Source organism: Arthrobacter sp. DMZ02-1R (assembly GCF_057747935.1).
Genome location: NZ_CM173230.1, coordinates 763,096 through 786,697 on the forward strand (window position 1 = coordinate 763,096; position 23,602 = coordinate 786,697).

The 23,602-nt window shown below is 64.2% G+C and carries 19 protein-coding genes; 5 read left to right on the forward strand and 14 right to left on the reverse strand.

Annotated features, from left to right (window positions below; all coding sequences use genetic code 11):
• Positions 1-13: 13 nt before the first annotated feature.
• The 6 genes from AC3ANQ_RS03575 to AC3ANQ_RS03600 form a co-directional block, all read right to left on the reverse strand.
• Entirely contained in the window at positions 14-1,084 is a 1,071-nt protein-coding gene (locus AC3ANQ_RS03575) for a DUF2332 domain-containing protein (protein ID WP_488303842.1), read from the reverse strand.
• Positions 1,041-1,505, reverse strand: coding sequence for a type II 3-dehydroquinate dehydratase (gene aroQ / locus AC3ANQ_RS03580; RefSeq protein ID WP_488303843.1), 465 nt, complete (start codon positions 1,503-1,505; stop codon positions 1,041-1,043). The genes AC3ANQ_RS03575 and aroQ overlap by 44 nt, the downstream gene beginning before the upstream one ends.
• 92 nt (positions 1,506-1,597) lie before the next feature.
• Positions 1,598-3,787, reverse strand: coding sequence for an alpha-galactosidase (locus AC3ANQ_RS03585; RefSeq protein WP_488303844.1), 2,190 nt, complete (start codon positions 3,785-3,787; stop codon positions 1,598-1,600).
• Positions 3,788-3,908: 121 nt separating this feature from the next.
• Positions 3,909-5,264 (reverse strand): ABC transporter substrate-binding protein, encoded by a 1,356-nt coding sequence (locus AC3ANQ_RS03590; protein WP_488303845.1) that lies wholly within the window; start codon positions 5,262-5,264, stop codon positions 3,909-3,911.
• A gap of 54 nt (positions 5,265-5,318) precedes the next feature.
• Positions 5,319-6,278, reverse strand: coding sequence for a carbohydrate ABC transporter permease (locus tag AC3ANQ_RS03595; RefSeq protein WP_488303846.1), 960 nt, complete (start codon positions 6,276-6,278; stop codon positions 5,319-5,321).
• 12 nt (positions 6,279-6,290) lie between these two features.
• Positions 6,291-7,232: a carbohydrate ABC transporter permease gene (locus AC3ANQ_RS03600; protein WP_488303847.1), complete on the reverse strand. Its 942-nt coding sequence runs from the start codon at positions 7,230-7,232 to the stop codon at positions 6,291-6,293.
• Positions 7,233-7,460: 228 nt separating this feature from the next.
• Between AC3ANQ_RS03600 and AC3ANQ_RS03605 the strand changes: the two genes are divergently transcribed.
• On the forward strand, positions 7,461-8,663 hold the full coding sequence (locus AC3ANQ_RS03605; protein ID WP_488303848.1) for a Gfo/Idh/MocA family protein: 1,203 nt from the start codon (positions 7,461-7,463) through the stop codon (positions 8,661-8,663).
• Between the two features lie 14 nt (positions 8,664-8,677).
• The gene (locus tag AC3ANQ_RS03610) at positions 8,678-9,697 is read left to right on the forward strand and encodes a LacI family DNA-binding transcriptional regulator (protein WP_488303849.1); all 1,020 of its coding nucleotides are present in this window, start codon (positions 8,678-8,680) and stop codon (positions 9,695-9,697) included.
• 89 nt (positions 9,698-9,786) lie between these two features.
• On the opposite strand, the gene AC3ANQ_RS03615 is transcribed toward AC3ANQ_RS03610, so the two are convergent.
• From AC3ANQ_RS03615 to acs, 6 genes are all read right to left on the reverse strand, one after another.
• Positions 9,787-10,566: a DeoR/GlpR family DNA-binding transcription regulator gene (locus AC3ANQ_RS03615; RefSeq protein ID WP_488303850.1), complete on the reverse strand. Its 780-nt coding sequence runs from the start codon at positions 10,564-10,566 to the stop codon at positions 9,787-9,789.
• Positions 10,567-10,596: 30 nt separating this feature from the next.
• Positions 10,597-12,672, reverse strand: coding sequence for a beta-galactosidase (locus AC3ANQ_RS03620; RefSeq protein ID WP_488303851.1), 2,076 nt, complete (start codon positions 12,670-12,672; stop codon positions 10,597-10,599).
• Positions 12,673-12,678: 6 nt separating this feature from the next.
• A complete protein-coding gene (locus tag AC3ANQ_RS03625; protein ID WP_488303852.1) occupies positions 12,679-13,590 on the reverse strand; it encodes a carbohydrate ABC transporter permease in 912 nt (303 codons plus the stop codon).
• Positions 13,587-14,591: a carbohydrate ABC transporter permease gene (locus AC3ANQ_RS03630; protein ID WP_488303853.1), complete on the reverse strand. Its 1,005-nt coding sequence runs from the start codon at positions 14,589-14,591 to the stop codon at positions 13,587-13,589. Before AC3ANQ_RS03630 ends, AC3ANQ_RS03625 begins: the two co-directional genes overlap by 4 nt.
• Before the next feature lie 75 nt (positions 14,592-14,666).
• On the reverse strand, positions 14,667-15,983 hold the full coding sequence (locus AC3ANQ_RS03635; protein WP_488303854.1) for an ABC transporter substrate-binding protein: 1,317 nt from the start codon (positions 15,981-15,983) through the stop codon (positions 14,667-14,669).
• 198 nt (positions 15,984-16,181) lie between these two features.
• A complete protein-coding gene (gene acs / locus AC3ANQ_RS03640) occupies positions 16,182-18,218 on the reverse strand; it encodes an acetate--CoA ligase (RefSeq protein ID WP_488303855.1) in 2,037 nt (678 codons plus the stop codon).
• A gap of 423 nt (positions 18,219-18,641) precedes the next feature.
• On the opposite strand from acs, the gene AC3ANQ_RS03645 reads away from it, so the two are divergent.
• Genes AC3ANQ_RS03645 through AC3ANQ_RS03655 form a run of 3 tightly spaced genes read left to right on the forward strand, consistent with a single transcriptional unit; the run spans position 18,642 to position 21,330 of the window.
• Positions 18,642-19,850: a hypothetical protein gene (locus tag AC3ANQ_RS03645; RefSeq protein ID WP_488303856.1), complete on the forward strand. Its 1,209-nt coding sequence runs from the start codon at positions 18,642-18,644 to the stop codon at positions 19,848-19,850.
• A 2-nt stretch (positions 19,851-19,852) separates the two neighbouring features.
• Positions 19,853-20,653, forward strand: a complete 801-nt coding sequence (gene nth / locus AC3ANQ_RS03650; RefSeq protein WP_488303857.1) for an endonuclease III — start codon at positions 19,853-19,855, stop codon at positions 20,651-20,653.
• On the forward strand, positions 20,650-21,330 hold the full coding sequence (locus tag AC3ANQ_RS03655; protein ID WP_488303858.1) for an NUDIX hydrolase: 681 nt from the start codon (positions 20,650-20,652) through the stop codon (positions 21,328-21,330). The genes nth and AC3ANQ_RS03655 overlap by 4 nt, the downstream gene beginning before the upstream one ends.
• Before the next feature lie 58 nt (positions 21,331-21,388).
• On the opposite strand, the gene AC3ANQ_RS03660 is transcribed toward AC3ANQ_RS03655, so the two are convergent.
• Together AC3ANQ_RS03660 and AC3ANQ_RS03665 are read right to left on the reverse strand one after the other, a co-directional pair.
• A complete protein-coding gene (locus AC3ANQ_RS03660; RefSeq protein ID WP_268020455.1) occupies positions 21,389-21,589 on the reverse strand; it encodes a YegP family protein in 201 nt (66 codons plus the stop codon).
• 266 nt (positions 21,590-21,855) lie between these two features.
• A complete protein-coding gene (locus tag AC3ANQ_RS03665) occupies positions 21,856-23,550 on the reverse strand; it encodes a bifunctional 3'-5' exonuclease/DNA polymerase (protein ID WP_488303859.1) in 1,695 nt (564 codons plus the stop codon).
• Positions 23,551-23,602 lie beyond the last annotated feature (52 nt).

The following is a 23,602-nucleotide window of genomic DNA, read 5'->3' on the forward strand; positions in this document are numbered from 1 at the left end:
GGGAAGGGTGAGCCTAGAGCCACTCCAGGCTCTGGCCATGCGGGCCGGTGATGGCTGTCGGTACGCCGTTGTGCGTGAGCAGGAATCGGCCCAGCAGCCGCTCTTCGGGCATCTCGGGAACCACGCTTGAGCCGTCCTGTTGGTCGATGACCATGTGGCCTTCGTTGGAGAGCCAGTGGCAGCCTCGGGTCGCCGCAAGCTCGGACATGGTGGCCCGGAATCGCGCCCGTTCCCGGGCATCGAGATACCCGAGCACCGCGCTGTGGAAGACCACCAGGGCGGAGTCCGCGGGTGCTTGGCTCGCCACTTCCAGCAACTTGTCATTGAGGTCCCCCGCCACCAGCATTGGCGGATCCTGACGGGCGATCGCTATCGCCTGGTGGAGCCGTTCCCGGCGGAAGTCCTGCTCGGGCCAGATCAGGGCATCGAGCCACGCGACGTCGTTGGGATTCGTCACGTCCAACGGGTTCAGGTCGATGCCTGCCCGCCAGTTGACTCGCGGCAACCGTTCGGGGATGGGGACCGGCCCCGAATCGGCACAGCGGAGTACCGGAGCATCAGCGTCGGCGCGGCCGATGCGCTTTTGCCGGGTGCCGTCGTCGTACTCGTAGCGGTATTTGTCCGGGTACAGCGTGAGCCCGGCAGAGGCCCCGACTTCCAGGAGCGCGAGCGGTTTCTTTTCCGCCGCAGCGATCAACGCCAGCGAGGGCAGGAGCGTGGCACAGCGGCCTGCTTCGTTGGTCTGGGTGGCGCGCGAAAGCACGGTCCGGGAAACATCAGCCCAGCGGGCATCCAGGAAGCCCCGGAACTCCGGATAGGGGCTGACGCGGGCGCCAAGATAGCGGGCGGCGGCGAAGAGCAAAATGGGTTGCCGCTTGCTGTGCGGCCATTGGTCGATCCGGGCGATAAGCTCCGGATCGTCGGCCACGGCAAGGGCCCATCGGGCGTAGCAGTCCGACGATCCGGGCGCGTCGAACGTGCCGAAGTGCCGATACCAATCAGCCGTGCCGCCCAAGGGAACCCCGCTCAGATCGACGATTCTAGACCGCGGAGGCGAGGTAGTCGATGGCCAGCTTGTAGCCATGGACTCCTGCGCCGACGATCACCGCGGAGCAGACGGGGGAGAGGTAGGAGTGGTGCCGGAACTCCTCGCGCTGGTGCACATTGGTGATGTGGACCTCGACCGCGGGAAGCTGCACCGCTGCGAGGGCGTCACGCAGTGCCACGGAAGTGTGCGTGTACGCGCCAGCGTTGATGACGATCCCGACGGCGGTTCCGCGCGCGCCGTGGATGGCGTCAATGAGGTCGCCCTCGTGGTTGGACTGGACGCAGTCCACGGTGAAGCCGTTGGCGCCGGCGGCTGCCATGGCGAGCTGTTCGACGTCGGCCAAAGTGGATGTGCCGTACTTTTCCGGCTCGCGCGTTCCCAGGAGGTTTAGGTTGGGGCCGTTGAGGACGAGGATGGTGCCGCGGCCGGCTTCGGTGGCGGTGGGAGCTTCAGTCATGACTCCCAATCTATAGGGGTGCGGAGCCCGCCCGGCGTTTCTTACGCTGCTTTGGGCAGCGCGCAGTCGCCGGGCGGACGCCAAACGGTTGCCTACGCCGCAGTGATCCGGAGCAAGAGAGCATGCTCCGGGTTCAGGACCGGCATGGGAAGGCCTACCTCCGCCAGGAAGCGGCCGCTCGCCTTAGCGCCCGAGGGAAGCCAAGCCGGCGGCTGCACCTGAGTGAACGCGCGGGCATAGTCGGCGTCGCCGGGGGCCGGGAAAATGGCCTGGACCATGTAGGAACGCTCGGGGTCGAGGCCCGGAATGGCCACGCGGCCGGGTTGTTCGGCGAACGACGTCCGGGTGCTGACGACGGCGAAAAAGCCAGCGTCGCCGTCGTCGGACACCACACCGTGCAGCATCAGGGAGTCGTCGGGGACGTCCGCACGGACCATGCGCCCGCTGTGGATGAGCCCGCGGTGGTCCTTGTACAGGGCGATGAAGCGCTTGAGTTCCTCGCGTTCGGCGCCATGTACCTGACGGACATCCCATTCCATGCCGAAATGCCCAAACAGTGCGGTAATGGCTCGGAAAGAGAGATCATGCGTCCGGGTAGTGGTGTGCGACGTGGTGGGGCCGATGTGCCCGCCCACGAGTTCCGGGGGAACCACAACGCCGGTCCAGCGTTGGATGGTCTGCCTCTCAAGGGCGTCGTTGCAGTCCGATCCCCAAATCCGGTCGGTTCGCTCAAGGATGCCGAGGTCCACCCGTGCACCGCCGGAGGAACAGCTTTCGATCTCGACGCCGGGGTGCGCCTTGCGGAGCTCGTCGAAGAGCCGGTAGGCGGCCAGGGTCTGCTCGTGGACGGACGCGCGGCCCGCATGGCCGTGCTCCAGCAAGTCTCGATTTTGGTCCCACTTGAGGTAGCTGATCTTGTTTTCCCGCAGCAGGGAATCGATCCGGTCGAAGACATACTGCCAGGCACCGGGATTGACGAGGTCGATGATGTGCTGGTGGCGCCATTCCAAGGGCAGGCGGCCGCCGTCCTTGTGGGACAGCGCGGCAGGACCCACGATCCAGTCAGGATGCGCACGGGCAACATCGGAGTCCAGGTTGATCATTTCCGGCTCCACCCAGAGCCCGAATTCCATGCCGTGGGAGTTGACGGCTTCGATGAGTGGCGTCAGGCCATCCGGCCAAAGGGTTTCGTCCACGTACCAATCGCCCAAGCCGGCGTGGTCGTCGCGGCGTCTGCGGAACCACCCGTCGTCGAGCACGAATCGCTCAACCCCCAGTTCGGCGGCGGATTCCGCGAGCTCGATCAGGGTGTCCAGCTTGTGGTCGAAGTACACCGCTTCCCAGGTGTTCAGGACCACGGGGCGGGGCTTGCCTGCAGGGAGTCCCGTGGAAGCCGCGGGGAGGACGTGATGAGGACGGGACCGGAACCAGCTATAGAAGGCTTCGCTGATGCCGTCCAGGCCACGATCTGAGTAGGCGGCAAACAGGGCGGGCGTGGTGTAGCTTTCGCCCGGCTGGAGGACAACTTCGGCCGGGCCCAGGAGCTCCGAGCCGCCGATCATGGTGCGGCCATCGGCCACGGTGTCGGCGAACTGTTCGTGGTTGCCGCTCCAAGCCAAGTGGGTGGCCCAGACCTTTCCGTGGCGATTGCCGAATCCGGCTGTGCCAGCGGCGAAAAGCAGTGAGGAATCGTGCCCCGTGCGGCCGTGGCGTCCCGTGCGTACCCACGTGCCTTGTTGGACGGGCCGGCGCTGTGGGTGCCGCTCGCGGCACCAGCGTCCGGTGAGGTCAAGGAGCTCGACGGCGTCCGGCCCCACCGGGAGGACGGTGGCCAGTTCGTCGAGCTGGAAGGGGGACGTGCCGTCGTTGACAGCCGTGTGGCGAAGCTCAAGGAGCCCGCCGGGGTGGAGTGTCAGGGCGGACGTCACTGTGATTCCGGCGTCGGGATCTTTTTGGACAATCACTGCAGAGGCGACGGCGGAGCTGCCGTCAGCGTGGACGTCCACCACGCGAAGCCGGACCGAAAAGTCCAGGCCGGGAACGCCGTCGGCGATTCTGTGGCCGCGCAGGCCCGGACGGCCCTGCCAGGCAGAGGAACCTTGCGGGAGCAGCGCCGTCGGGACCGTGCCGTCGACGGCAGAGTGGGGGATGGGTTCGCCCAGGATGGCGAGGTCCGGGAGGGCGCTGCCGAGATCGGCGCCCCAATGGATGACCGCGGCCTCTCCGTTGTCGAAGCTGAGCACGAGGCTTGTGCCGGCGGAACGGAGGTGGAGCGGTTGCATGTGCGGTTCACTTTCAAGGGGTTGTCGTGTTGCTGCGTCGTTGCGTTGTCGGGAGGGGGAGTCCGGGCGCCGCCGTCAAAGGAGTGAAGCGGCGGCGCCCGGACTGGTTCTCGGGGGGGTGTTACTTGAAGAGGTTGTTGACCTGGTTGTTGGCGTCGGACAGCGAGCTGGCGGGCTTCTTGCCGCTGAGCACTGCGTCCATTGCGGGCTTCATGATGCCGTCAACTTTGGCAGCCTTGTCCGCGATGGGGAAGAGGAACGTGGTGCCGTCCTTGACCTGGGTGGTGAAGGCGGAGACGTCCACACCCTTGGCCGCGAAGGCCTTGGCGGCCAGATCCGAGGAGGTGGAGATAGCGGGGAAGACCACTGCCTTGTTGGCAACGACGTCCTGGCAGGCGGAGGAACCGAGGTATTCAACCCACTTGGTGGCGGCTGCGGGGTTCTTGGTGCCGGCCCAGATGGAGTCGGCCAGGCCGTTGAACATGGACGCGCGCTTGCCACTGGGGCCCACCGGGGTGGGGGCGATGGCGGTCTGGATGCCCTTGTAGCTGGTGTACTGGCCGATCATCCATGAGCCGCTGGTGTTGATCGCAGCCTTGCCGGCTCCGAAGTTGTCCGACACGCTGGCGCCTACGGTCGTTTCAAGTTTGGGCATGTAGCCCTTGTCCGCGAGTCCGGCCCACCAGCTGATGGTTTCCTGGAACTTGGGGTCGTCGTAGTTGAACTTGCTTGCCCACGGGTTCTTGTCGGTTGCGGTCCAGCCGGTGGTGGCCGTTAGGAAGCTCCACTGGGTCTGGCCCTGGCCGGAACCGGAGGATTCCAGGCCCAGGCCGTAGACGGCCACGTTGTTCTTGTCGAAGCCGGCTTCGTCTCCACGCTTGCCGTTTTTGTCCACGGTCAGGTGGGCGATGGTCTTTTCGTAGCTACCGCCGTCCTTGGGGTTCCAATCCAGCTTGGCCATCTGCTCGGCCGTGATGCCGGCGGAATCAGTCATGGCCTTGTTGTAGAAGAGGCTGATGGTGTCCCAGTCCTTGGGAAGGCCATAGCGCTTGCCGTCCTGGCCCACCCAGAGATCGGCCAGGCCCTTGTTGTAGCTGTCCAGCTTGACGCCGTCCTTGGCCACGGCGTCGTCGAGGGCCAGCAGCTGCTTCTTGGAGGCGAACTCCGGGTACTTGGCCAGGTGGTCGGTGAAGACGTCCGGAGCCGTGCCGGACACGAAGCCGTTGGTCAGGGTGGTCCAGTAGTCGTCCCAGCCGCGCTGCGTGATTTTGACCGTGATGTTCGGGTTGGCCTTGGTGAAGTCACTCGCGCACTGCTGGTAGGCGGGCAGCTGGTTTGCATCCCACAGCCAGTAGTTGATCTCACCCTTGGCCTCGCTGGAGGCGGGGGCGGAGCCGCCGCCACAAGCGGAGAGTGATAGCGCGGCTGCGGCAGCGACGGCGACGGCAGCTGCGACGGTGCCAGTGGATTTCTTCATGGTGGACCTTTCAGGGGGTTGCGATAGAGCTGGGTGTTGGTTGGGGAGGAAGAACTACTTGATGCCGGAGAAGCCGATGGAGTTCACTACCTTCTTGCCGAAGGCGATGAAGAGCAGGAGAACCGGGAGGGCTGCCACGAGGGTTGCGGCCATGAGCCCGCTCCAGTCCGGTGCCCCTTGCGGGGACTGGGACTTGAAGACACCCAGGCCAACGGTGAGGACGCGGACGTTCTCGTCCTGGCCCACCAGGAGCGGCCAGAAGTACTCGTTCCACTGACCGATGAAGGTCAGCAGCGCCAGGGTGGCCAGGGGTGCGGCTGCGTTGGGGATCACAATCTGGAAGAAGATCCTGAGGTGCTTGGCGCCGTCGAGCATGGCTGCCTCTTCCACTTCGCGGGACATGCTCAGGAAGAACTGGCGCAGGAAGAAGATTGCGAAGGGCGTCATGAACATGTAGGGCAGTGCCAGGCCGGCGAAGCTGTTGAGCAGGCCCAGGTTCTTGATCATCAGGAAGTTGGGCAGGGCCGTGAAGATCGGCGGGACCATCATGGTGGCCAGGAAGATCGCGAAGACCTTGTTCCGGCCGGGCCAGCGCAGTCGGGAAAAAGCGTAGGCGGCCATCGCGCTGAAGAACACCTGGCCTGCAGTGGTCATGGTGGCAAAAACAATTGAGTTTCGCAGGTACAGCCAGAAGTTAATGGCGGCGCCGGAACCGCCCTCGGCAATTGCTTGCTCGGGGCTTTGGAGCCCCAGGACGCGCTGGAACGCGCCCCAGCTGAAATCGGCGGGAAGGAGATTGCCGGCATTGGAGGCCAGCGAATGATTGCTGGACAGTGCAGTCCGGAGCATCCACAGGAACGGAGCGATCGTGACCACGACTGCGATCACCACAAGGACCCAAGCGCCGGTGCGGCGCCAGTTGAAGGGTTTCGTGTGGGGACGGCGCGACTTCAGGGGGCCGACGACGGCGGCAGCGGACTCGCGCGTGCGGCGGGAATTGGTGGAGGTACTCATGGCGGGGTTTCCTTAGTCCAGGTCCGTCTCGTTGCCCTTGAGGAACTTCATCTGGATGAAGGCCACCAGGGCGAGAATGATGAAGAGAATCACGGACAGCGCCGAGGCGTAGCCGAAGTCGGACTCGCCGAAGGCCTTCTGGTAGATGTACATCTGGATGACGCGGGAGGCGTTGACGGGTCCACCGCCAGTGGTTACGGCGACCGTGTCGAAGACTTGGAACGAACCGATGACGGTGACTACCAGGACAAGGACCAGCACGGGGCGAAGGAGCGGCATGGTGATGCTCCAGAACGTCCGGGTGGGGGAGGCTCCGTCAAGGTTGGCCACCTCGTAGACGTGGTTGGGGATGGACTGCAGGCCGGCGAAGATCAGCAGGGCGGTGTAGCCCATGTGCCGCCAGACGTTGACGAAGGCGATGGTGGGAATGGCCCACTGTTCGCTCCCGAAGAATGCGATGCGGGGCAGGCCCAACCAGCTGATGACTTCGTTGACGATGCCCAGTTGGTAGTCGAGCATCCAGAACCAGAGCAGCGCGACGATCACGTTGGCCACCAGGAACGGGAGCAGGAGCGCGCCGCGGATAAACGTCGATTTGGCCACGCGGTGCATGAGCAGCGCGAGTCCGATGGCGATGACGGTCTGGAATCCGATGTTCAGCGCGACGTACTGGACCGTGACGGCCATGGCGTTCCAGAACAGATCGTCGCTGAATATTGCCGTGTAGTTCTTGATGCCGATCCACGTGGGGTCACCGAGGATGCTGTACTCGGTGAAGCTGAGGTAGATGCCCCGGATGGTGGGGACAAGGAAGAAAACTACAAAGCCGATCAACGCCGGGAAGATGAACAGAAGTGCGATCTTCAAGTCCCCGATCCGGCGAATGCTGAACCTGGACGGTTTGCCCGATTGGGGAGGTGCGGCGGGCTCCGCTTGTTTGGCAAGGGTGGTCATCTTCGACCCTTTCCTGACTGTGATGTGGGTTACAACTGATGGAAATCTACACGAGTAGATACGGAGGGGTCAAGTAGGTTTGTGAGGTTTTGTTCGATTATTTTGGATTTATTGCGTTTTGTTGACTCGAGTAGATCGTAGTGATTCACTGGCCTGAGCCACCCTTCGGACCATTTCCCGTCCGGAGACGGCACTCCGCGAGCAACCACAATCAACGAAGGGCTAACAATGACGTTTTCAATGGGAGTAGTAGGACTTGGCCAGTTTGGCGGCCAATTTGCCCACCTCTTCAAGCTCCACCCCGGGGTTTCCGCGGTCTACGCGGTGGATGAGCTACCTGAGCGGGCAGCCAAGGCTGTTGAACAGCTGGGCCTGGACGGAACAATGGACAGCTTCGATGAGTTGCTGGCCTCCGACGTCGACGCCGTCGCCATCTTCACGCAGCGCTGGACACACGGTCCGTTGGTGATCAAGGCGCTGCGCGCCGGAAAGCATGTCTACTCAGCCGTTCCCATGGCGATCTCCGAGGAGCAGATCGCCGGGATCATCGACGCTGTGCGTGAGACCAAGCTTGTCTATGCCATGGGCGAGACCAGCTACTACAACCCCGCCACGGTCTACGCCCGCAAGCAGCACGCCGCTGGCAAGTTCGGACGCATCTTCTACACGGAGGGTGACTACGTCCACGACATGGACCTGGGCTTCTACGAGGCCTACCAGTACAGTGGCGGCGAAAACTGGAAGGCAACCGCCAGCTACCCGCCCATGCTGTACCCCACCCACGCCATCGGCGGCGTGCTGGGTGCCGTGCCTGGCCATGCGGTGAGCGTCAGCTGTATCGGCGTCAAGGATGATCGTGGCGACGGCGTCTTCGACAAGGAAGTCAGCATGTTCGACAACGACTTCTCCAACGCCACGGCGCTCTTCGAAATGAACGACGGCGGCGCGATGCGGACCAACGAGATGCGCCGCGTGGGCTATCCCTCCCACATCCGCGAGTCCCGGTTCCGTTTCTTCGGCACGGAGGCAAGCTTTGAACAGTTGGCCACCACCACACTGTGGCAGGATAAGGAAGGCGTGCTGGACGTCTCCGAGCAAGTGGAGACCAAGCCGAGCATGTCGGCCGACGACCCGTCGCTGGCGGACGTCGCCCCAGAGCTTCGCGGTGCCTTCATCTCCGGCCTTGCTCCTGTGCACGACGCCGGCCGACTGCCTGCTGAATTCGATGGCGCCCCGACCGGGCACGAAGGCAGCCACCAGTTCCTGGTGGACGACTTCGTCACCGCCGTGAACCAGGGGAGTCTTCCTCCGGTCAATGCCTGGGTGGCGGCTCGCTTCACGCTTCCGGGCGTGGTGGCACACGAGTCTGCCCTCCGTGGCGGTGAGCGCCTCCCCATCCGGGACTTCGGAGATGCACCCGAAGCTTTGTAGCTACCATGATCACCATGACAACTTCGGCAGTGCACACCCCGCGCGGTCCAGTGACGCGCAAAGACGTGGCCCGGTACGCCGGGGTGAGCACCGCCGTCGTGAGCTATGTGGTGAACGGCGGTCCCAAGAAGGTGGCGCCGGCCACGGAAGCCAAGGTCCAGGACGCCATCCGGATCTTGGGGTACCGCCCGAACGCCACCGCGCGTGCGCTCAAAATGGGTTCCAATCAAACGCTCGGCCTGGTGATTCCGGACTCCAGCAACCCGTTCTGGGCGCTGCTGGGACATGCAGTGGAAGTGGCTGCCGCCGAGCGCGGATATGCCCTGTTGCTGACGAACTCCGACAACAAGCTGGACTCCGAACGCCGCCACATTCGCAACCTCGCCGCCCGGCAGGTCGATGGTGTGGTCCTGGCCAGCGTCATGTTTGAACCCGATTTGGTGGAGCTCGTGGCGGCCGAAATCCCTTCGGTCCTGCTGAACCATGCCTCGGTCGCCCCCGGATTCAACAGCGTGGGCGTGGACCTCGAGGCCGGTGCCCGGCTGGCCGTGGAACACTTGATCGGCCATGGTCACAAGAGCATCGGCGTTGCCATGGGAATCACGGCGGACAACGTGACGGACGGACGGGAAGAGGGGTGGCTGCGGGCTCTGCAAGCCGCGGGACTGCCTCCTGGACCCGTTGCCCGCGGCGGTTTCGACCGCCCTGGCGGCTACGCAGCCGGTCAGCGCCTTCTTGCCTCTCCCAAGCGTCCGACGGCGATCTTCGCCAGCTCCGATATGCAGGCAATCGGGGTTCTGCGGGCAATCCGCGAGGCTGGTCTGTCGGTTCCGGAAGATATTGCCGTGGCGTCCTTTGACGGCTCGGTTGAGGCCGAGTACAGCTGGCCGGCGCTGACCACCGTGGAGCAGCCGGTGTGGGAGATGGCAGAGGCCGCAGTGTCCGCCCTGGTGGGTGAGGGCCGCAACGAACCCCCGCAGCACAGGGTCTTCCCGACCCAACTCCGCATCCGGCAATCGTGCGGGTGCCCTTAGCGCCCTCCCAGCCCAACTGACTCGCAGTTGTTGTCGTTTTGAGGTCGTTTTCAGGGCCCATAACGACAACTACTGTGAGTTAGTTGGGTTCAGGGCGTCGCGATCCTGAGTTTCCCGACGCCTTCGGCGAGGATTCGCCGGGCATCCTCGCCGAGGTGAGAGTCCGTCACGAGCACGTCGGCCTCTTCCAGCTGGGCAATCGAGGCGATGCCCACCGTTCCCCATTTGCTGTGGTCCGCCAAGACCACCACGTTGCGGGCCGCACTGATGAAGGCTCGGTTGGTTTCGGCTTCCTGCAGGTTCGGAGTGGTGAACCCGGCGTCTGCGTCCATGCCGTGGACGCCCAGGAACAGCGTGTCGAGGTGGAGCTGTTTCAGGGCGGCGGTGGCAATGGGGCCCACCAAGGCGTCCGACGGCGTGCGCTCGCCGCCCGTGACGATGACCGGGAAACTTTCGCGCGAACCTGAAGCGTTGTAAAAGAGATCCGCGATCCTGATGGAGTTCGTCACCACAGTGATCCGCGGGCCGTCGAGGAGTTCCTTGGCGAGCTCGTAGGTGGTAGTTCCCGCGCTCAAGCCCACGGCCATGCCTTCGTGGACGAGGGTGGCGGCCTCGACGGCGATCGCATGCTTTTCCTCGATCAGCTGCGTGGACTTCAGCTCGAAGCCTGGCTCGTGGGTCCGCGCATCGCCGGGTATCTTGGCCCCGCCATGGATACGCTCGACGAGGCCTGATTCCTCAAGCGACTCGATGTCGCGCCGAACGGTCATGGCGGAGACGCCCAGCTGTTGCGCGAGATCCGAGACACGGACAACCCGTTCGCGCTGGACGGCATCGACGATGGCGGTGTGGCGCGCTGCCTGAAGCATCGGAGCCTTTCTGGAGGAGTTGGCAGTGGGCTAGCGGGAAGACTCGACGACGGCGACGCCTCCGGCAGTAAGGATTAGCGTACCTCCGGTGGCGGTTCCGCTCAGGAGCTCGACGCCGTCGAGCGGCACATTCACGTCCTGGGCGCTGTGGTTGATGACGAACGTCCAGTCCTTGGTGCCGTTGCTCCGGCGGACGATTTCCACGTCTTCCGGAGGCCGAACGCCCAAGACAGGCTCCACCCCGGCGTCCGAGCAGAGGAGCTGGACCAGTTCGGCCAGGCCGGTGCGGCCCAGACTGGTGGCGACGTAGTACGCGGCACCGCGTCCGCTCGCTCCCGCTCGGCGGGTGACCGCCGGGGAGCCTCCGACGCCGGACCGGCCCGTGCCGCGGTCCTCACCACCCAGCCCCGCACCGCCGTCGAACGTGGCGAGAACCTTAGCGTCGGTCACCTTCCCCAACTCGCTCCACAGAGTCCCGGAGCCGAACTGGCTCAAGCCCACGGTGTCTCCTGAACGCAAGGGGAAGAATTCCTCCATGCTCACGCCGAGCAATTCGGAGAATGCCCCCGGGTAGCCGCCGCCATTGACCGGGTCCATGCGGATGTGGTCGTTCTCGTCAACGATTCCGGAGAAATACGTGATCACCAGGGTTCCGCCGGCTTCGACGTACTCGTGGAGCCTTGCGGCGCCTTCATCCGTGACCAAATAGAGCATGGGCGCGATCACCAGCTTGTAGCCGGAGAGGTCGTCGGTGCTTTGCCGAATGTCCGTGGTGATGCCGGCCCGGTAGAGGGCATCGTGCCAACGCCGCGTTTCGGGGACGTTCCGGGCGTCCTCGCTGGGGTGCGAGTCCAGTTCGGTGCCCCAACGGGCATCGGTGTCGTGGATGATGCAGGTCTCGGCCTGGACCGTAGAGCCGGCCACCTCCGAAATGCTCTCGATCGCACGGCCCAGCTCCACTACTTCGCGCCACACTTTGCTGTCGCGGCCGGCGTGGGGGACCAGCCCGGAATGGTACTTTTCTGCCCCGGCTCGGGAGGCCCGCCACTGGAAGAACAACACGCCATCGGTTCCGCGGGCCACGTGTTGCAGTGAGTTGCGGAGCATTTCGCCCGGGGCCTTGGCCACGTTGCGGGGTTGCCAGTTGACTGCCGAGGTGGAGTGTTCCATCAGGAGCCACGGTTTGCCCTGCGCCCAGCCGCGGGTGAGGTCCGCCGTCATGGCCAGGTCCTGGAAGTTCCGCTCGTCGGCGGCAATCAGATAGTGGTCATTGGAAACGACGTCCATGTGTCCGGACCAGCGCCAATAGTCAACAGGGGCGTTCAAACCCATGTTGAAGCCCATGAAATTCGTGGTCACGGGATGCTTTGAATGTGCCCGGATGATGTCCGCCTCGGCGTTGAAGCACTCGAGGAGCGCATCGGAGGAGAACCGCGCGAAATCCAGCTGTTGGGTGGGGTTCACCCAGGTTCCGGAGCGGCGCGGCGGGAGGATCTCGGCCCAGTCGTAATAGTGCTGCGACCAGAACGCCGTGCCCCACGCCTCATTGAGCGCGTCAAGGCTGCCGTACCTGTCCTGGAGCCACTCCTGGAAGCCACGCTCCGCATGCGGACCGAAGTCCGGTTGGTTGTGGCAGCCGTACTCGTTGTGGACATGCCACATCACGACGGCGGGGTGCTCGGCGTAGCGCTGCACGATCGCCGTCGTCAGGGCTGCTGCCGCCCGGCGATAGTCCGGGGAGCACGCTGCGAAAGCCTGCCGCGAACCGTAACTTTGCCGAACGCCGTCGGCATCGACCGGAAGCGAATCAGGGTACTTGCGGCTGAACCAGGGCGGGGGAGAGGCGCTCGCATTGGCGAGGTCCACGCTAATGCCACTGGCGTGGAGAAGCTCAAGGACCCTGTCCAGCCAACCGAACTCGTAACGGCCTTCCTCCGGCTCCAGGAGTGCCCAGCTGAAGATCCCGACACTCACCAGGTTCACCCCGGCTTCCTTCATGAGCGCGACGTCGTGTTTCCAGACCTCCTCGGGCCATTGCTCGGGGTTGTAGTCCCCACCAAAGGCGATTCGGCCGCCCAGCTTGTCGACGATGTAATCCATGGCCATGCGTTTTTATCCTTTGCTGGAACCGAGCGTGAGGCCGGCCACGAACTGGCGCTGCAGCGCGAGGTAGATAATCAGGGTGGGTATCAGGGTGATCATGGCGCCCGCGGCAATCAGGTTGTAGTTGCTGAGGAACTGGCCCTGTAGGTTGTTGATGGCGGTGGTGATGGGCAAGCGGTCGCCACTTTGGATGAAGAGCAACGGCCAGAAGAAATCGTTGTAGATGAAGATGACTTCCAGCGTGCCGAGCGCTGCGAGGGCGGGTCGGCAGAGCGGCAGGATGATGTTCCAGTACTGCCGCCAGATTCCGGCCCCGTCCACCAATGCGGCCTCTGTGAGGTCGGACGAGAGGGCCTTCATGTAGTTGGAAAGCACGAAGGTGCAGAAACCGATCTGGAAGGCCGTGTCCACGGCGATCACGGAAATGTAGGTGTTGAGCAGGTTGCCGGAATCGCTGAAGGAGTACGGCAGCGAGAGATGCTTGAACATTTCGAACAACGGGGCCGCGAGGACTTGCGGTGGCAGGAGGTTGCCCGCCGTGAACATGATCAGAAGCGTGATGTTGAATTTCCAGTTCACCCTGGAGACGGCGAACGCCATCATTGAGGCAAAGAACAGGGTCAATAGCACCGCGGGGGCCGTGATGATCAGAGAGTTCAAGAGATACTTCGAAAACCCGCCCTGGGTCCAAGCTTGGATGAAGTTGTCGAAGCTGAAGCTGCCGCCAAAACTGAAGTAGCCGTACTTGTCCGTGTCGGCTTTGGGGCGCAAGGCCGTGTACAGGGACCAGCCCAGCGGAATCAACCACATCACTGCCATGACGGTCAGGAAGATATGGGTCCCGTAGTGGCGCTTGCCGGAGTTCCGGGACACGGCCGCGGCTCCTGCTGTGCTTGGGATGGGGTTGGCGAGGGTGCTCATGCCTTGCTCTCCTTGCCGAAGGTGCGGATGAGGTAGAAGACGATGGGGATCAGCGAAATAACCAGGAGGATGACCGCGAGGGCCGAGCCGACGCCGATCACCTGGCCTTCACCGACGAGGTTCTGGATCACCAGGGCGCTGATCAATTCAAGGCCGTTGGTTCCGCGGTTGATGATGTACACAATGTCGAAGGCACGCAGCGACTCGATGATGGTGATTACCACGATCACGATGTTCACAGGCCGCATGGCCGGGAAGACGACGCGGAAGAACGTCTGTGCGGCGTTGGCGCCGTCAATCGACGCCGCCTCCCGCAGGGTCGGGTCCACACCCTTGAGTCCGGCCAAGTACAGGAGCATGACGTACCCGGAATGACGCCACGTCGCTGCAACCATTGCTGCCCAGATATTGACGTTGGAATCTCCGAACCAGTCCACGGCCCGGGGTGTGCCGGCCGTGCCGAGCAGGAAATTAAGCAAGCCGCTGTCGCGGTTATAGAACAGTTGCCAGATCACGCCGATGAGGGCCAGGGACAGCATGACGGGCGTGAAAAAGATGCTCTGGTAGATCTTGCTGCCGCGGATTTTCTGGTCCAAAAGCACGGCCAGGAGCAGGCCGAGGGGTGTTGCGATGAGGGCCAGGAAGACGAGCCACAGGATGTTGTGCTGCATGGCGGGCCAAAACGGGGGATAGTCCTGGACCACAAAGCGGTAGTTATCCGTTCCGGCTGCCTTGATGTCCTTGAGGTCCAGGCCGTTCCAGCGGGTGAAGCTCAGCCCGATGGAGAAGAGCGTCGGCAGCCAGACCAGCAGCAGTTGGATCAGGGTGGGCAAACCCACCATGATCGCGAGGACCAATTTGTCACGCCGGGTGAGGCGACGGACTTTGCCTGCTTTGCCGGGCCGCCTGCCGGCGCCGGGGCGAACCTTGCCGGCCGCGGCTCGCCCGGCAGCGCCGGGCTCGCTGTCCGGTGCGGCCGGTTTTTCGGCGGTAGTACTCATGGGGATTCCTTCAGTTTGCAAAAGGTGGCCCGACGACGGCGGGCGGAACCGCCGTCGTCGTTCCTGTCACGGCGACTACTGGGCGGCGTATAGGGTCTTGGCCTGAGCTTCAAGGTTCTTGACGTCCACGGTGCCGTCTTTGATGAAGGACTGCAGCGCGGGGATCATCACGTTGTTGGCCATGGCAGGGAGGGCGTCGCGGTCCAGGAACTGGCTGATGTACTTGGCGTTGGCGATGGTGTCCGCGCACTTCTTGTTCAACGGGGTGAACTTTGACGTGTCGGCGCCCTTGACGGTGGCGATGTTGGAGGTGTCCACGGCTGCGTAGGCGTTCTGGCCCTCGGCGGATCCCATGAAAGCAAGGAAATCGTGGGCGGCCTGGTTGTCGCCGCCCTTCTTGGACAGGAGCAGGCCGTCGATGGGGGCCTCGACGGCGTCGGTGCCTTCCACGGCAATTTCCGGGAACGGGAAGAAATCGATGTCCGCCAGCACCGCGGGATCCGTGAACTGCTGGGTCACGAAGGAGCCCAGCAGGTACATGCCGGTCTTCTTGGCTTCGAGGGCCTTGGCAGCATCCTGCCAGGTCTGGCCGAGCGCGGCGGGGTCCTGGAACGGCAGCAGGGCCTTCCAGGTGTCGAAGACGTCGCTGACCTTCTTCTGGTCCCAGCTTTCCTTGTGGGCGGTCAGGTCCACATGGAATTGGTATCCGTTCAGGCGCATGTTGATGTAGTCGAAGGTTCCCATCGCCGGCCAGCCATCCTTGTCCGCGAAGCCGATGGGGATGATGCCGTCACCCTTCATCTTGGCGGCTAGGGTCTTCAGCTCATCAAACGTCTTCGGGACTGCGTAGCCCTTTTCGGCCCAGAAGCTCTTCCGGTAGAAGAAGCCCCAGGGGTAGTTGTAGTTAGGGACCAAGTACATCTTGCCGTCCGGGCCTGTGGAGGCTTTCTTCATGGCATCGGAGAAGTTGCTGCCGATCTTTGCCCAGACGTCGTCCACAGGAGCCAGCAGGCCCTTGCTCGCGTAGTACTGCATGCGGTAGCCCGCGAACCACGTGAACGCGTCGTCCGGGCTGCCCTGGAGGTAGGAATTGATCTTGTTCTGGAAGTCGTTGTGCGGAACAACGTTGGTAGCCACCGTGATTCCGGATTTCTTGGTGAACGCATCGGTGACTGCTTTGTAGGCGTTCTTGGGCACATCGTCCGAGGAACCTGAGCCGAAAGTCAGGCTCTTCGAAGAGGCTCCCGGCGCCGGGCCGGAACCTCCGGTGCAGGCCGCCAGCAGCGGAATGCCGGCCAGCCCGGCAGCACCTATGCCGAGCGTTTTCAGGATGGTGCGGCGTCCAGGCCCAGCAATGCGGGACGACTGGAACGGGTCAAGTTGCGCTGCCATTTTTTCTCCCTTGAAAGCGTGGTGCTTGTGAGTTATCTCACGTAGAACTCGACTATAACCGCTCAAAAGAGAACATGAAAGAACTAAATATAACATTCTTGCGACGGTGGGTTTTAAGACAGAGGCGGCGGTCCCCGTGGGAGGGGACCGCCGCCTTTGCGGGGTTGGTGTGGCGCCTTGTGTGGGCCGGTGAAATGCTTACTTCTTCAGGGATTCGGCGATCTGGGCCATGATGGTGGGGTCCGAGAGGGTGGTGGCGTCGCCGGGTTCGCGGCCTTCGGCGACGTCCTTGAGGAGGCGGCGCATGATCTTGCCCGAGCGGGTCTTGGGCAGTTCGGGGACCACGAGGATGTGCCTGGGTTTGGCGATGGGGCCGATTTCCTTGCCCACGTGGTTGCGCAGTTCGGCGACGGTGGCGTCGCCGTCGTTGACGGCGTCCCCGCGCAGGATGACGAACGCGACCACGGACTGGCCGGTGGTTTCGTCGGAGGCTCCGACGACGGCGGCCTCCGCCACCCAGGGGTGGGAGACGAGGGCGGATTCGATCTCGGTGGTGGAGAGCCGGTGTCCGGAGACGTTCATGACGTCATCGACCCGGCCCAGGAGCCAGATGTCCCCGTCTTCGTCCTTCTTGGCGCCGTCGCCGGCGAAGTACATGCCCTCGAAGCGGGACCAGTAGGTCTCCTTGAACCGTTCCGGGTCCCCCCAGATGCCGCGGAGCATCGCGGGCCAGGGTTCGCGGACCACGAGGTAGCCGCCGTGCCCGTCCGGGACGGACTGCCCGGCCTCGTCCACGACGTCGATCGCGATGCCGGGCAGCGGGACCTGCGCGGAGCCGGGCTTGGTCGCGGTGACCCCGGGCAGGGGCGCGATCATCTGGGCGCCGGTCTCGGTCTGCCACCAGGTGTCCACGATGGGGGCCGGGTGTTCCTTCTTTTGCCCGTTCCTGCCGGCGTTGGAGCCGATGACGTCCCGGTACCACATCCAGGCCTCGGGGTTGATGGGTTCGCCCACGGAGCCCAGGACCCGGATCGAGGACAGGTCGTACCGGCCCGGGATGTCCTTGCCCCACTTCATGAAGGTCCGGATGGCCGTGGGGGCGGTGTAGAGGATGGATACCTTGTACTTTTCCACGATTTCCCACCAGCGGCCCTGGTGCGGGGAGTCCGGGGTGCCTTCGTACATGACCTGGGTGGCGCCGTTGACCAGGGGTGCGTAGGCGACGTAGGAGTGGCCGGTGACCCAGCCGACGTCGGCGGTGCACCAGAACACGTCCGTCGCCGGGTGCAGGTCGAAGACCGCCTTGTGCGTGTAGGCGGTCTGGGTGAGGTACCCGCCGGTGGTGTGCAGGATGCCCTTGGGCTTGCCCGTGGTCCCGGAGGTGTAGAGGATGAAGAGCGGGTGTTCGGAGTCATGCCCGGCCGCGGTGTGCTCGCCGGACGCGGCGCCGACGGTGTCCTCCCACCACCGGTCCCGGCCCTCGTGCCAGTCCACCGGTTCCCCGTTGCGCTTGACGACCACGACGTGCTCGACCGCGTGGCCTGGCTTGGTCAGGGCCTGGTCCACGGCGGCCTTGAGCGGGCTGGGCTTGCCGCGCCGGTACGTGCCGTCCGCGGTGACCACGAGCCTGGCCTGGGCGTCATCGATCCTGGAGCGCAGGGCGTCGGCGGAGAAGCCGCCGAACACCACCGAGTGCACGGCCCCGATCCGGGCACAGGCCAGCATCGTGATGACGGCTTCCGGGATCATGGGCAGGTACACGGCCACCCGGTCGCCCTTGGCCACGCCCAGGGACTCGAACGCGTTCGCGCACCTTTTGACCTCCTCGGTCAGCTGCGCGTACGTGTAGGAGCGCGTGTCGCCGGGTTCGCCCTCGAAGTAGATCGCCACCCGGTCCCCGAGCCCGTTCTCCACATGCCGGTCCAGGGCGTTGTACGCGGCGTTGACCTTGCCGCCGACGAACCACTTCGCGAACGGCGGCTCGGACCAGTCCAGGGCCTGGCCGAAGTCCGTGTCCCAGTCCAGCAGCTCCCGGGCCTGCCTCGCCCAGAAAGCAGGCCGGTCCGCGGCCGCCTCGGCATACTCCCCGGCGCCCACGACGGCGTTCGCGGCGAATTCCGCGGTGGGCGCGAACTTCCGGTTCTCATGGAGAAGGTTTTCGAGGGCATCGCCGTTGCCTGCCCCGTCAGATCCGGGTGCAGCGGTGGTGGTCGATCCATTGGCGTCCTGGGACATGTGAACCTCATCATTCATCGATCTCTGCCGCGCGGTCCTGTGGCAGGCTGCCCCGCCCAGACGCGCGTAGCATGCACGGCGTTGGGCTGCGGCGCCTCACGGGATTCCGCAAAGAGCTTTTCCGGAACCCACATTAGCGTTTTGAGCTGACAACAAGTGTCTGCGGTCACAATCTGGACCGTGAGCGGCGCCTGATTCGCGCCGAACGGCTCCTACGGCTCTCAGGGTAGCTCCAAAAGCGGAGATCACAGGGCCCGCCTCGCAGTCTCCGCGCACGTGCCAGCTAGTGGACTGTCAGAAGGGTGGCATAGGCTGAAGAGGTCCCGAGACGCGGAGACTTGGCGCCCCTGCCTGGCCCGAAAACACTGGGCGCAGCCTTGGGCGGAAGCGTATCGGGCACCGCCGTACAAAGGAGATTTGCACATGAACCAGACGAGCCAAGGCCCGAAATACGGTGCGCTCGCGCCCGAATCGGGCCCCGAAGCAGCAGCTGGAGCCGGGGCGCCAGAGCCAGGTAGCAAGACCTCCCCGAAGTACCAAGCGGTACTGGGACCTTTCACCGCCCGGGACGTGACTGTTTTCGGCTCCACTTTGCTGATGTTTGTAGGCTCCCTCCTGCCGATGTTTGGTGGGCGCTACAACCTGTGGAACCTGGACAACCTCTTTTTCCTCGCCCTGGGCATCATCCTTCCCTTGGTGGCGACGGCGTTGTTTGTTGCGCGGCGCCTGCAACCGGGGAACGTTGTGAGAATCGGTTCGCTCTCGATTGACCAGTTCGCTTCCGTTGTGGCGTCCTTCGCCGTGACCATGTTCTTCCTCGCCACGGCAGGCGCGTTTACTGTTTACGCGCTGGTGGGCTTGATCGGCTCGGTGGGCCTTCTCGCCGCGACGGTCCTGGCTCCGCACTTGCCGGTGCTCCGCGAGGACTTCAAGGACCGGGCCGAACAGCCCGCGCACGTTGTGGCCCGGGAAGCGGCCATCCTAACCCGCAAGCCCGTCGCGCCGAAGCCGGTGGTGCCCAAGCCCGAAGCCTCGCCTGAAGCTTCTGCCCCCGCGACTCCGGAGCCTGTCACGCCGGCAGCCGTCACCTCGGTGCCCGAAACGCCGGCTCCCGAAGCTTCAGCGCCGTGGGCTCCGGCAGCTGCCGCTCCGACGTCGTTCGGCCCAGCTGACGCAGTACCGTCCAGTCCTGCAGCAACAGAGTCCGCTGACGCCCCACCCGCCGCTGCCCCCGCCGCCGGGGACGCCGCCGTCGTACCCGCCGAGCCCGCCAGGCCCACCGGAACCGCCACCCAGCACATCGGGACAGTCAACACGGCAGGCGTGGGGAACCAGCCCAACTCAGAGCAGCCCGATCTCGAGCAGACCAGGGCGCATCAGATCATTGGAGCCACCGTTGATCCGGCGACGCGAAGGGACGAAGAAGAACACGGCTCCGGGTACGAGGCCTTCTGGTTCGCCGTGGCCCATCCCCGCACCGTCGTCGACGAGCACACAGGAATCCCCGTCTTCACTATCGAACCGGGCACGTGGGTCCTGGCCCTCGAAGACCGAGGCCAGGAATTCCTAGTGCAGGACACCGATGGCAAAGTAGGCATCCTGCGCGATCTCAGCCACATCGAACGCGGCTAGCCATGCCCGCCGTGGACGCCGCCGTCGAAACCCCGCTGGCATTGAAGCGGCGTGCGCGCAAAATCAATAAGGCTCTCGCCGAGCTTTATCCCTACGCCCACGCGGAGCTTGATTTCCGGAACCCGTTCGAACTGGTTGTGGCCACGGTTCTGTCCGCCCAGACCACCGACGTGCTGGTCAACCAGGTCACCAAGATCCTGTTTTCACGCTACCCGGATGCCAGGAGCATGGCCGAGGCCGAGCCGGCCGAGCTGGAGGCGATCCTGCAACCGACCGGTTTCTTCCGCGCCAAAGCGCGGAACGTCCTGGCCCTCAGCACGCGCTTGGTGGACGAGTTCGACGGCGAGGTTCCCGGCAAGCTGGAAGATTTGGTGACGCTCCCCGGCGTCGGGCGCAAAACGGCGAACGTCGTGCTCGGCAACGCTTTCGGCGTTCCCGGAATCACGGTGGACACGCATTTTGGGAGGCTGGCGCGCAGGTTTGGGTGGACGACATCCGAGGACCCGGTGAAGATCGAATTCGACGTCGCCGAACTGTTCGAGCCCAAGGACTGGACCATGCTGTCCCACCGGGTGGTTTTCCACGGACGCAGGGTCTGCCATGCGCGCCGGCCGGCGTGCGGAGCGTGCCCGGTGGCCAATTGGTGTCCCAGCTACGGTGAAGGCGAAACCGATCCGGTCAAAGCCGCCAAGTTGCTCAAATACGAACTGGCGCCCGGCAACGAAGCACTCTTGGCAAAGCTGCTCGCCGAGACCCACCGTGCTGCGGAGATTCGGATGGAATCGCAAAGGAGCCCACGATGACCGCGCTGGAAGACTTGGTCAGCCTCATCACCAAGATTGATTCCGGCCTTCACCCAGGCCCTGATCCGCGGATTGCCGCCGCAACGGTGGATCCAGGCAAGGCACGAAAAGCCGCTATTCTCATGCTGTTCGGCGTCTTGGACGATGTCCTCGCTGAATCCGGGAAACCTGTGGCCCCCGCCGACTTGGATGTGTTGCTTCTGGAACGAGCGCACACCCTGGACGATCATCCGGGACAGGTGGCGTTCCCCGGCGGCAGCATCGATCCCGGGGATGAGTCAGCCGTAGCGGCAGCCCTCAGGGAAGCGGTGGAGGAGACCGGCCTGGACGGCGGAGGCGTGCAGGTGCTGGGCGTCATGCCGGAACTCGGGCTGATCCGCAGCAATTTTGTCGTCACTCCGGTGCTGGCGTGGTGGGCGTCGCCCTCGCCCGTTCGCGTCGTGGACTACGCCGAATCGGCGCAAGTGTTTCGAGTTCCCGTGCGGGACCTCCTGGATCCCGACAACCGCTACACCGGGACGCTCACCCGATTCGGCCGGACCTTCTCGAGTCCCGTCTTCAAAGTCAACGGACTAGTGGTCTGGGGTTTCACCGGGATGGTGCTCAGCGGCCTTTTCGACGCCTTGGGGTGGACGGTTCCGTGGGACGCGGAACGGGTTCTCGATATCGAGATCTAGCCCGGCGGGCGTGCCGCCGACAGGCCGGGTGCCCGCCGGCGCCGTGGGTCCCGCTACGCTACGCTGCGCGTCGGGCTGTTTTTGAGTGATCCTCGACGATGCCCGTGGCGGCATTTTCCCGTACGGCTGTGATGCCGGCGATCACCGCTTTCAGGTGTTTGAACTGCGGAGACTCCGCAACCAACGTTCCGTCGGCTGCCATCAGCCGGAAACGGTAGCCATCTTCGCCGTCTTTGAGAATCTCGAATCGTCCAGCCATCGTTGCTGTTCCCCCTTGTATGCTGCCTCGCACAGTTAGTGCGTCCTTGCTTTGTGGTGTTCCTCACCCGGAACGCCATGAATGAGCCTATCCAGACGGATGGGGAGTGCTGAAGTTACTTTGGGGTACATGACTTGCCCGGGTCATGCCAAGTTCGTTTGCGCCATTCGACTCGCTTTCCGCCCTGCCGGACGCTATGGTTCGGGACTTCCTACGACGCGGTCCTCAATCGTCCTCCGTTGTTGAGCCGGGGGCAATAGGGGTGCCTACTTCGCTTTGTCATACGAATCGACGACGGCGATACTCACCGGAAATTCCACCGGAACCCGCCCGAACAGCAGCTCCTTCGCAGCTGCCGCGGCCTCCTCGATGGCGCTGATACAGGCATCCACCGACTCGATAGGTGCGTGAACCATGACTTCGTCGTGTAGGAAGAACACGAGTTCCCCGGCAGGCAGGCCATTGGCCCGTACGGTGCGCAGCCGCCGTCGAAGTTCAGCCAGCCAGCACGACGCCCAGTCCGCGGCGGAACCTTGCACCACAAAGTTCCGCGTGAAACGTCCCCGTGACCGGGCGATGCTGTCCGCCCGCCGCTGTTCTTCCGCCGTCGTGGATTGCTGGCTGCGGATCCAGCGGTCCGACGGCGGCGGGCTGCTGCGGCCCAACCTGGAGGTCACGGTCCGGCCGGCTTCGCCGTCGCGCGCTGCCTGCTCGACGTAGCCGACTGCTCGCGGATAAGTGCGGGTCAGCTGGGGCATGAGCCGCCCTGATTCGCCCGTGGTGGCGCCGTAAATTGCACCCAGCAACGCGATTTTGGCCTTCGCCCGGTCGCCACCGAAGCCCTGAGCGGCGATGCCGGCGTATAGATCCTTGTCCCGCGCAGCCTCAGCCATCTTCGAATCCTGAGCCAGGGCCACCAAAACCCGCGGCTCAAGCTGGGAGGCGTCGGCGACGACTAACTTGTAGCCCGGGTCGGCATGCACCGCGCCCCGGATCTGGCGGGGGATCTGCAAAGCCCCGCCTCCCCTGGAAGCCCAGCGACCGGAAACCACGCCACCCACCACGTACTCGGGACGGAACCGGCCTTCGCTCACCCACGCGTCCAGCCAGGACCAGCCATTGGCCGTGAACAAGCGGGAGAGCTTTTTGTATTCCAGAAGGGGCTCGATGGCCGGGTGTTTTGATTCCTTGAGTTCCCATTGGCGGGTTGTCTTCACCTCGATGCCGTTCCGGTGGAGGGCACGCATGAGGTCCTGAGGTGAGTCCGGGTTCAGCCTGGGAGCATTGAGGATCCCGCGGAGCTCGTTGCAGAGCGCTTCGAGCCGGGCTGGCCGGTGGCCGACCAGAGGGCGGGGACCCAGGTGGCCTTCAAGGATTTCTTCGTGCAGTGTCTCCTGCCAGGGCACCCCGGTGAACTGCATTTCCGCGGCGATCATGGCGCCGGCGGATTCCGCGGCCAGCAGGAGTTTCAGGCGGTGCTGGCGGCCTTCTTCCGTGGAAGCCTGGCCAAGCGCGTCCTGCTGGGCCGCGAACTCGGTCCGGATGTCGTCGAGGCCGGGCTGCGTGTTGCGCGGGACAAGATCGTCAAAAAGCGCGTCTTGTTCGACCGGGGCCGGGGGAGGCTGCAGGACGCGCGGAGGAACAGGCATTTCATCGTCCTGCGTGAGCTTCTCCGCACTGCGGGCGTAGTCGGTGTGTGCCGTGAATTCCGAGTGGACCAGGATGGCGTGGCAGAGCGTCAGGTCTTGGCACCGTTCCAGCTCCACTCCGGCCTGAAGCATCGCCGGGTACCAATCCTGAGTCCGGCTCCAGATCCAGCGCGGCCTCCGCTTTTCCAGCCCGAGTACGACGCCGGGAAGATCGGCTTTTCTTACGACGCGCGGCTCTGCCAGGGCTGCTCCAGCCGCATTGCATTCCTGGATAGCTGCGCCGTCTGGATGGGCGGCGAGCAGCAGGTACATGGTCTCAATTCTGCCCTGCGGTTCGGTGGATCCCTGCACGTTGCGGACAACT

What these genes read in the sequence shown, in the direction of transcription:
- AC3ANQ_RS03575 (WP_488303842.1), bottom strand. Translation starts at nt 1,084, where the DNA reads ATGGCTACAAGCTGGCCATCGACTACCTCGCCTCCGCGGTCTAGAATC.
- aroQ (WP_488303843.1), bottom strand. Translation starts at nt 1,505, where the DNA reads ATGACTGAAGCTCCCACCGCCACCGAAGCCGGCCGCGGCACCATCCTC.
- AC3ANQ_RS03585 (WP_488303844.1), bottom strand. Translation starts at nt 3,787, where the DNA reads ATGCAACCGCTCCACCTCCGTTCCGCCGGCACAAGCCTCGTGCTCAGC.
- AC3ANQ_RS03590 (WP_488303845.1), bottom strand. Translation starts at nt 5,264, where the DNA reads ATGAAGAAATCCACTGGCACCGTCGCAGCTGCCGTCGCCGTCGCTGCC.
- AC3ANQ_RS03595 (WP_488303846.1), bottom strand. Translation starts at nt 6,278, where the DNA reads ATGAGTACCTCCACCAATTCCCGCCGCACGCGCGAGTCCGCTGCCGCC.
- AC3ANQ_RS03600 (WP_488303847.1), bottom strand. Translation starts at nt 7,232, where the DNA reads ATGACCACCCTTGCCAAACAAGCGGAGCCCGCCGCACCTCCCCAATCG.
- AC3ANQ_RS03605 (WP_488303848.1), top strand. Translation starts at nt 7,461, where the DNA reads ATGACGTTTTCAATGGGAGTAGTAGGACTTGGCCAGTTTGGCGGCCAA.
- AC3ANQ_RS03610 (WP_488303849.1), top strand. Translation starts at nt 8,678, where the DNA reads ATGACAACTTCGGCAGTGCACACCCCGCGCGGTCCAGTGACGCGCAAA.
- AC3ANQ_RS03615 (WP_488303850.1), bottom strand. Translation starts at nt 10,566, where the DNA reads ATGCTTCAGGCAGCGCGCCACACCGCCATCGTCGATGCCGTCCAGCGC.
- AC3ANQ_RS03620 (WP_488303851.1), bottom strand. Translation starts at nt 12,672, where the DNA reads ATGGCCATGGATTACATCGTCGACAAGCTGGGCGGCCGAATCGCCTTT.
- AC3ANQ_RS03625 (WP_488303852.1), bottom strand. Translation starts at nt 13,590, where the DNA reads ATGAGCACCCTCGCCAACCCCATCCCAAGCACAGCAGGAGCCGCGGCC.
- AC3ANQ_RS03630 (WP_488303853.1), bottom strand. Translation starts at nt 14,591, where the DNA reads ATGAGTACTACCGCCGAAAAACCGGCCGCACCGGACAGCGAGCCCGGC.
- AC3ANQ_RS03635 (WP_488303854.1), bottom strand. Translation starts at nt 15,983, where the DNA reads ATGGCAGCGCAACTTGACCCGTTCCAGTCGTCCCGCATTGCTGGGCCT.
- acs (WP_488303855.1), bottom strand. Translation starts at nt 18,218, where the DNA reads ATGTCCCAGGACGCCAATGGATCGACCACCACCGCTGCACCCGGATCT.
- AC3ANQ_RS03645 (WP_488303856.1), top strand. Translation starts at nt 18,642, where the DNA reads ATGAACCAGACGAGCCAAGGCCCGAAATACGGTGCGCTCGCGCCCGAA.
- nth (WP_488303857.1), top strand. Translation starts at nt 19,853, where the DNA reads ATGCCCGCCGTGGACGCCGCCGTCGAAACCCCGCTGGCATTGAAGCGG.
- AC3ANQ_RS03655 (WP_488303858.1), top strand. Translation starts at nt 20,650, where the DNA reads ATGACCGCGCTGGAAGACTTGGTCAGCCTCATCACCAAGATTGATTCC.
- AC3ANQ_RS03660 (WP_268020455.1), bottom strand. Translation starts at nt 21,589, where the DNA reads ATGGCTGGACGATTCGAGATTCTCAAAGACGGCGAAGATGGCTACCGT.
- AC3ANQ_RS03665 (WP_488303859.1), bottom strand. Translation starts at nt 23,550, where the DNA reads ATGTACCTGCTGCTCGCCGCCCATCCAGACGGCGCAGCTATCCAGGAA.